Origin of the sequence: Mesorhizobium sp. WSM3224 (genome assembly GCF_000427725.1) — a bacterium.
Lineage (GTDB): Bacteria > Pseudomonadota > Alphaproteobacteria > Rhizobiales > Rhizobiaceae > Mesorhizobium.
On sequence record NZ_ATYO01000060.1, the window covers coordinates 1 to 7,157 of the forward strand.

General features: G+C 58.1%; 4 protein-coding genes and 2 pseudogenes. 2 read left to right on the top strand and 4 right to left on the bottom strand.

Going from position 1 to position 7,157, the window contains the following annotated elements:
• Nucleotides 1-251 precede the first annotated feature (251 nt).
• The 4 genes and pseudogenes from YU3_RS38275 to YU3_RS0133655 form a co-directional block, all read right to left on the bottom strand.
• Nucleotides 252-1,277: pseudogene (locus YU3_RS38275) on the bottom strand (IS110 family transposase).
• Nucleotides 1,278-1,359: 82 nt separating this feature from the next.
• Entirely contained in the window at nucleotides 1,360-2,736 is a 1,377-nt protein-coding gene (locus YU3_RS0133645) for an amidohydrolase family protein (protein WP_210163534.1), read from the bottom strand.
• Between the two features lie 441 nt (nucleotides 2,737-3,177).
• Nucleotides 3,178-3,426 (bottom strand): hypothetical protein, encoded by a 249-nt coding sequence (locus YU3_RS0133650; protein WP_027170267.1) that lies wholly within the window; start codon nucleotides 3,424-3,426, stop codon nucleotides 3,178-3,180.
• Between the two features lie 472 nt (nucleotides 3,427-3,898).
• On the bottom strand, nucleotides 3,899-4,225 hold the full coding sequence (locus YU3_RS0133655) for a hypothetical protein (RefSeq protein WP_027170268.1): 327 nt from the start codon (nucleotides 4,223-4,225) through the stop codon (nucleotides 3,899-3,901).
• A 180-nt stretch (nucleotides 4,226-4,405) separates the two neighbouring features.
• On the opposite strand from YU3_RS0133655, the pseudogene YU3_RS40165 reads away from it, so the two are divergent.
• Together YU3_RS40165 and YU3_RS0133670 are read left to right on the top strand one after the other, a co-directional pair.
• A pseudogene (locus YU3_RS40165) lies at nucleotides 4,406-4,627 on the top strand (ATP-binding protein); the annotation flags it as partial.
• A gap of 1,101 nt (nucleotides 4,628-5,728) precedes the next feature.
• Nucleotides 5,729-7,123, top strand: a complete 1,395-nt coding sequence (locus YU3_RS0133670; protein WP_051334205.1) for an aspartate aminotransferase family protein — start codon at nucleotides 5,729-5,731, stop codon at nucleotides 7,121-7,123.
• Nucleotides 7,124-7,157 lie beyond the last annotated feature (34 nt).

Genomic DNA, 7,157 nt, shown 5'->3' on the forward strand with positions numbered 1-7,157 from the left:
ATAAGACGGGCTTCGGTAACGGGCCTCGTCTTGTCAATCCCTCGTAACTTCGTCCGCTGCCGGGGTCTTGCTTCTGTCCGCAGTCGGCGCTTTTGGCCGCTGCCTGATGGGATCTGATCGGGATCGGCCAATCTAGGGACGCGCAGTCATAAAACGAACTGCTCCGGTCTTAGCGGCCTAACCGGGTCCACCGTCCCGGCAAGGGACGTCGTAACGGCAGGATCTGGTGTCGATGCCCGCCGTGTTCCTCCTTATCCTTTTCCTCTCATCGAACGCTTCACGACACAACTGCCGCAGGACGGCCTGTCGGGTAGAAAGCGCTCAGCGCTGCGCATCATCTGGTGCAGAACCACCCGCAGCTTGCGCGCAAGTGCAACCTTGGCCTTTCGCATCCCGGCCCGCTTCGCCACCGCAAGCGCCCAGGACTTCAAGGCCGAGCCCTTGACCGGTCGCGTCAGTATCACGTTGGCCGCCTCGTAGAGCGCCACACGCACCCCATGGTCGCCGACCTTGGAGATGCGCCCCGTCACGTCGGTCTCACCAGACTGGTACTTCCTCGGCGTCAGGCCGAAATGGGCGCCCACCATCCGGGACGAGCGAAACCGCGACGGGTCGTCGATGGCCGCCGAAAATGTCAGCGCTACCAAAGCCCCGACCCCCGGCACGCTCATCAGGTTGCGCACCTGCCCGTCGCGACTTGCCAACCCGACAAGACGCTTCTCGATCGTCTTGAACTCGCACAGCAGCACCGCTCGGGTCTTGAGAAGAGCCTCGGCAATCTGCTGCAGCGTGTCATGATGGGCGACCAGTTCGCGAACCCACCGCTCAAACGTCTTCGGCGTCGTCGGGCCAACCTTCAGGCCAAAGCCGCGCAAGACCCCGCGGATGCTCATCTCGACATCGTGCCGCTTCGACTGCAGGAGCTTGCGCGTGGTCAGCAGGACGCGGACCTCCGTGCCGGCAGTGACTTGCAGTGCACGGGGCGGAACCAGCCAAGCCGCATGAGCTGCGCAATGCCGCGCGCATCTTTGCGATCCGTCTTCACCGGCATCGCCTTGAAGGCGTCGCGCACGTGGCGCGTCTCGAGAAGCTCCACTGCCAGGCCGGACGCCTGCAGCCCAGCAAACAGCCATTGCGACAGCGGGCCTGCCTCCAGGCCAATCCGCGCAAGCGGTACTTCGAGCGCCGCAAACCAGGCGATCAGCGCCTCCGGCCACCGACGCTTCCCGCACGATCTTGCCCCGCCCATCAACCACACAGACACTTGAGCATTTCAGAGCGACAACGCGATCACGGCCAGTTGGCCGGCATGAAGATTGGTCCGCCTCGCGGACCTTAGAAAAGATTGGCCGACCAGACTCAGGTAGAGAGCCTGTTGGCCAGAAGATCGCGTTGACGGATAGCCTCGGCGAGGATCGCGTCCTGATCCATTGTGGTGAGTCGGCCTTTCTCCATCACGATCCTGCCGTCGATGATCACCGTATCGACAGGGATCATCGACGACGAAAGTGACAACAGGATTCCTGTATCGTCACGCCAGGACAGGTGGGTGATGTCGCGGGCTTCCCTTATCACCACGTCCGCGCGTTTGCCGACCGTGAGACTGCCCAATTTGTCGCCGAGCCCAACATTGTTCGCCGCATCAATCGTCTGCATATAAAATGGATCGGCGTCATTCAATCGTTCCCCGAAAGACGCGGAAAGGTAAAGACCTAGAAGCCCGGCAATTCCAATCGGATGGATCAAGGTTGTATCGACGCCTAGCGATACACTGACTCCGTTCTTATAGAGATACGGAAACCAGCACTTATGTGGCGGCGTCACTCTATAGCCCAGCGCGTTGTTGGGACACCATGAGAGGCCGGGCTTATTCAGCAGGATGAGCTCGATGTCCTCTTCGTCGAGGACGTTCATGTGCGCCAGCGTGGTGTTTGGATTCAGCGCCCCTAGCCTGTGCATACGCACCGCGCCTGAGTCACCCCGCTTTTTCTTTTCTTCCCTAACGAATTCCGGCACGAAGGATTGATGCTGCCAAAATACCACATTTGACTCGGTGGCCAGCTTAACCGCTTCCCGAGTGAGATCATCCGTGGCCGTTCCTTCTCCATAGAGACAGACATATCCTCGCACCAGAGCATTCTCATCCTTGTTTCGGGCAATCTCGCGTTTGCACTGATCAATGACGCGACGGGCATCAGCGGGAGCGCGCTTCTTGACCTCCTCAGATACCATATGCGGCCAATATTCTTCGTAGGTGGATAGGTCATCCCAGCCATTTGGCGCAGAGACCATCGCGCGGACCCCACATTTCGTCATAGATTCGGCAAAGGCATCCGTCTCAAAAACCGTTCCCGGCTCAAAAAACAGCGTGAACCCACGCTGCAATACCGAACACGCGGCCGCTGCGGAATACGCTGCTGTAATTGTCGGATTGGTTGCAGCCTTGAGCGACGTGTAGTTCAGCTTCGTCTTTGCACCGGTCTGCGGTGAGAATGGCGCGCCATGATACGCCATGCCCGTCATGTGTAGGTGTGTTTCAATTAGACCAGGGTGCACCAAAGCGCCACCCGCGTCGATTTTTCGAGACGCCTGATACGACGACAACATCTCGGACTCATGGCCGACGCCAACGATGATGCTATCCTTGATGGCAACGGCACCGGGCCGATAGTGCGGCTTGCGTCTGTCTCCAGTGAAGACATCCCCATTCACGATGAGAATGTCGGCGGTCTTCATTTGCGTGCCTTCCATGCAATCTTCCCAATTTTTCTTGGCTATCAGCTTGATCTCGCCGCGGCGCCTGTCTTGACAGCGTCGGGTCAACAGCCACAATGCCTATCTTTGTGAGCTAGAGGTGTTTGAACGGCAACGTTTTGCCTGTTATGCGTGGCACGTGAAAGTTATGCGCGATTCTTGCTCCGCAATCCATTGCCCCGAGCTGCCCGCGCAGCTTTAGTCGCGAAGGGAGCGCCGCTCCGCGCGGAGGTTTCGTTCAAACACAAAATTACTGGAAGGCAGCAGCGGATGGGAAATGCTATCCTGCGAGGCCAAGTCCGCGGCTTTCCTTCATATCGGCCGTCGCGCGACGATCTCGCCGCCGACAACGGTGGCGCAGACAGGCTGGCCCAACAGCGCCGCAACGTGCTTCACGGCAGATGCGGGACAGATCGTCGCGTTTCAGATGACGGCGCCGGCGTCATATCCCTCCTGTCCAGCGGTGCAGCCAAGATTGGCGTAGATCTTGCGCGTGACGAACTCCGCTGCGTATCGATTCACAAAGTTCTTGCCGGAGGTCTCAAGTGGATCAGCCTGCGGCGCGTTCGGCGCCTTCGTCAGTAGCCACAGACGAAACTTCTCGATGCAAATGTCGCCATCCCGCCCCAAAATGATCGATGATTCACCCGCCGCAGGAATCTGAGTGGCCATCGTAGTCCGGTGGATCTAATAATTGCGAGAAGTCTGCTACTGTCTGTTGCATGCCCTTGTTCCACAGATCTTTTGGGTGCCGCAACGCTTACGCAGGCGAAGATTCCGTTAGGATACCGCTCTCTGGATAGCTTTTTGTGCCGCCTCCCAAATCTCCCCGACACTACACAGGTTACGCTATTTGATTTCTGGAAGGCCTGACGCGCAAGATTGCTGACAATCCCTTCGCTAATCAAGACCGCATGTGTCATCGGGTTCGTTACCTGCGAAACCGTATCTGCACCCGAGGTCGTTGCGCTGTGAAGAGGGGATCTGGCTGAAACGTCACACACCAGCGAGGGCATTTCCTTGACTATTCCGGCTGTCAGAGTTCTCGAAACCCCTGATTGATAACCAAAAAGTTGTCTCCGCTTCCAACGGGAATGAAAATGAAATCGGCATGCGGTCCCGCATCTCCCAAGCAATTTCGAAGTCAATTGTCTTGTAGCCTTCGAGACCCCAAGGAGGGTTGGTCGCCGGCGCCGGCAGCGAGCTCTTCGATGGAAACCGAGTAGTTTCTTTCTCGCTTCAGCAGCGCTCCGTGTTCCGTCCAGTTCATTGCAATGGCGGTTCCGCTGTAGGCTCGGACTTGCTGACGATAGAGTTCGGGCGTTCCATGGGGGAATAGCACGACGCTCTTGAGTCCGCCCGCGGCTGCGGACACTCCGTGGTTTCCGGTCCAGCTTGCGACGATCCCTTTGAATTCATAGTGCGTGGCCAGCGTCCCGTTGACGCTGTTCAGCCGATCTTGAACGACCACGATGGATTGCCTGACTCATTCTTTAATGCCAGATTTGGCAAATCAAGCGTCTGCGCGAATCGCGTCGAGCGTATAGTGGCAGTTTGTCCTTCACCAGGGACGCCGGTTGCGCGCCCACCGGAACCGGAAGCCTTGAACGATACCGCCATGTGCCGGGGGAATTTCGGCCCCCCCCACGCAACTGGCCTGGGCAAAAGTTGGTTGGCCTGCGCCCTTGGCCACGAGGCCTGTCGGGATAATCGATCGGTGCTCTATCATCGCGTACCGCGTCTCTTTGAGGCGCTGGCGCGCTGCGACGGCCGCTATGGCCGCATGCTCAAGACGCTCGGGCGCGTTCAACTCCTCGTTCTTGACGACTGGGGGTTTGTCGGTCTCAACGACATCCTGGAAATCCTCGATGATCACCGAGCGTGGGATCCCGACAACATCGTGCCAGTGTTCCACGGGGATTTGGCTTGTGACGATTGTGGGCGCGCGGCCGTGGCGTCGACAAAGCCCAAAGATACGCGGGAAATGAGTCATGAGGCGGCAGCCGCATCGAGCTGTTCCCGCGCTATCAGCGCTCGGAGCAGCGGGCGTCTCGAGCGACTGGCGTTACAGCAGTTTACGATGTTGCAAGACTGCGGCTGGTCCGAGAGGCTGGGACAGGTTGATCTACGGCGACTCGTTATACGAACATTGCTATTCTAGGCCGCTTGCACGCTATTCTGGCGGCGCAAAGCACGTGATGTTGTTCAGAACCTAACAGCGGTAGAAAACATGTCAAGTTCAATACAACCCGGACATCTTGGCACTTTGCGTATTTTCAAAGAAGAATGCTGCGCTTACTCGCACTGAGAGCGCTGGCACGATCTTTGCTAATTCGGTGTTGGCAACACTGACGAGAACTGATTGCAGGCAGACGCCTCCGTTGAACTCACGTGCCCCCGTCAGCAAGAAATAAATGTACTTAGGAAGATACATGGAAGGCACGCAAGTGAGCCGACATTCTCATCGTGAATGGGGACATCTTCACTGGAGACGGACGCAAGCCGCACTAAGATGATAGAGTCCTTCCACACGGCTATGTTACATGTCAGCGCATTCGCCTACATCGATCAAATCGGAACGCGCTCGGATGACTTGGGTTCCGTTTCACCTGCGGAGGAATCCTGTTGCCGAGGTTGTCGAGTCTCCGACAGGTTGATCACGCCCCGCTCTCGGTTGCACGCTGTAGGCATGGACGACATCTAAAGAACTCTCTGGCCTCTTTTAGAGGGATTGGGACGACTTTTGAAAGTGCTTTCTCGCGAAGCTAGCACGAGCAAGAGGCGTATTGTGCCGGCGGCTGGAATCACGATCATGGGACACGGAGAGAAACCGGCGTGTCAGCCCTGCTACATTCCAAAAGGACGCTCCCGCGAATGAAATCGTGCGCGATGACGTAACGTCAGACGCGAACGAACCGTCCCGAACGGGCCAGCATCACTTTCTTACACGCAGCACAAATCAGGATTGATCACAATGACACAGACGGCAACTCAGCCGAAATCCGCTCAGAGGGAGCCCTCCAACGACTCGCATGACGTGGGCATCAGGGCGTTCTACGCTGGGCGCGGAGCTGGCCAAGCGCCAATTGTCTCGCATGGGAAGGGTATCTTCTTATGGGATACCAACGGCAAGCGATATCTCGACGGTTCCTCTGGCGCAGCTGTCGTCAATCTCGGCTATGGCAATGAGCGGGTCCGCGACGCCATGATCGAACAAGCCAACCGCGTCAGCTACGCTGTCCGCACCGCATTCACCAGCGAGCCGACCAATAGGCTCTGCAGGATGATTGCGGATCTCGCGGGTCCGGGATTTGATCAAACGCTCTTGGTGTCTGGCGGTTCGGAGGCCATCGAATCGGCCCTCAAGCTCGCGCGCCAATACGCTGTAGTCACTGGCCAGAAGAAACGCTGGAAGATCCTTGCGCGTATGCCAGGCTTTCACGGCTCGACGCTCGGCGCTGCCGCGGTCAGCGGCGATCCGGATCGCGATGAGATGTTCGGCCCGATCATGCGGATAATGCCGAAGGTACCCGCGCCATGGAGCTACCGCATCCCCGAGGGCTACACCGTCGATTCCTATGCCGACCATTGTGCGGATGAGCTTGAGAGACAGATTCTCGCTGAAGGCGAGGAAACGGTGCTCGCATTCGTCATGGAGCCGGTCGGCGGCGTTGCCACCGGCGCCTTGGTTGCGCCGGATCACTACTATTCGAAGGTCCGGAAGATTTGCGATCGCTATGGCGTTTTATTGATCTTCGATGAGGTCATGTGTGGCGCCGGCAGAACGGGAACCTTCCTGGCTGCCCATCATTGGCCGGATGCCCTGCCTGATCTCGTCGTGTGCGCTAAGGGTTTGAGCGCAGGCTACACGCCGCTTGGCGCCATGATTGCCCCCAACAGGATTGTCGACAAGGTCGTCGAGTCGGGCGGCTTCCTGCACGGCCACACCTATTCCGGTAACCCGCTCTCCTCGGCAATCGGTATCGCGGTTCTCCAGGAAATGCTGGACCACGATCTAATGGGTAACGCCCAGAGGATGGGCATCGTGCTGCGGCGAAAGCTCAACGCGCTGAAGGATCGGAGCACAACCATGGGCGACGTACGGGGGTTGGGTCTCCTCAACGCAGTGGAAGTCGTTCAGGACAAGGCCACCAAGGCGATTTTCCTCGGCGCGAAGCAGGCGTCCACTCGCATCTCGAACATTGCTTCCGATCTCGGCTTGCTCATCTATGCACGCCGTGCCGCTAGCGGAAAGTTTGGGGAATGCTTCCTGGCAGCTCCGCCGCTTATCATCAGCGAGGCGGAGATCGATCTCTTCCTGGAGCTTCTCACAGAGACGTTCCGGATCTTTGACAACGAGATCCGCTGAGCCGCGCGCGTCTTCGTTCGACAGCCCAATTCAC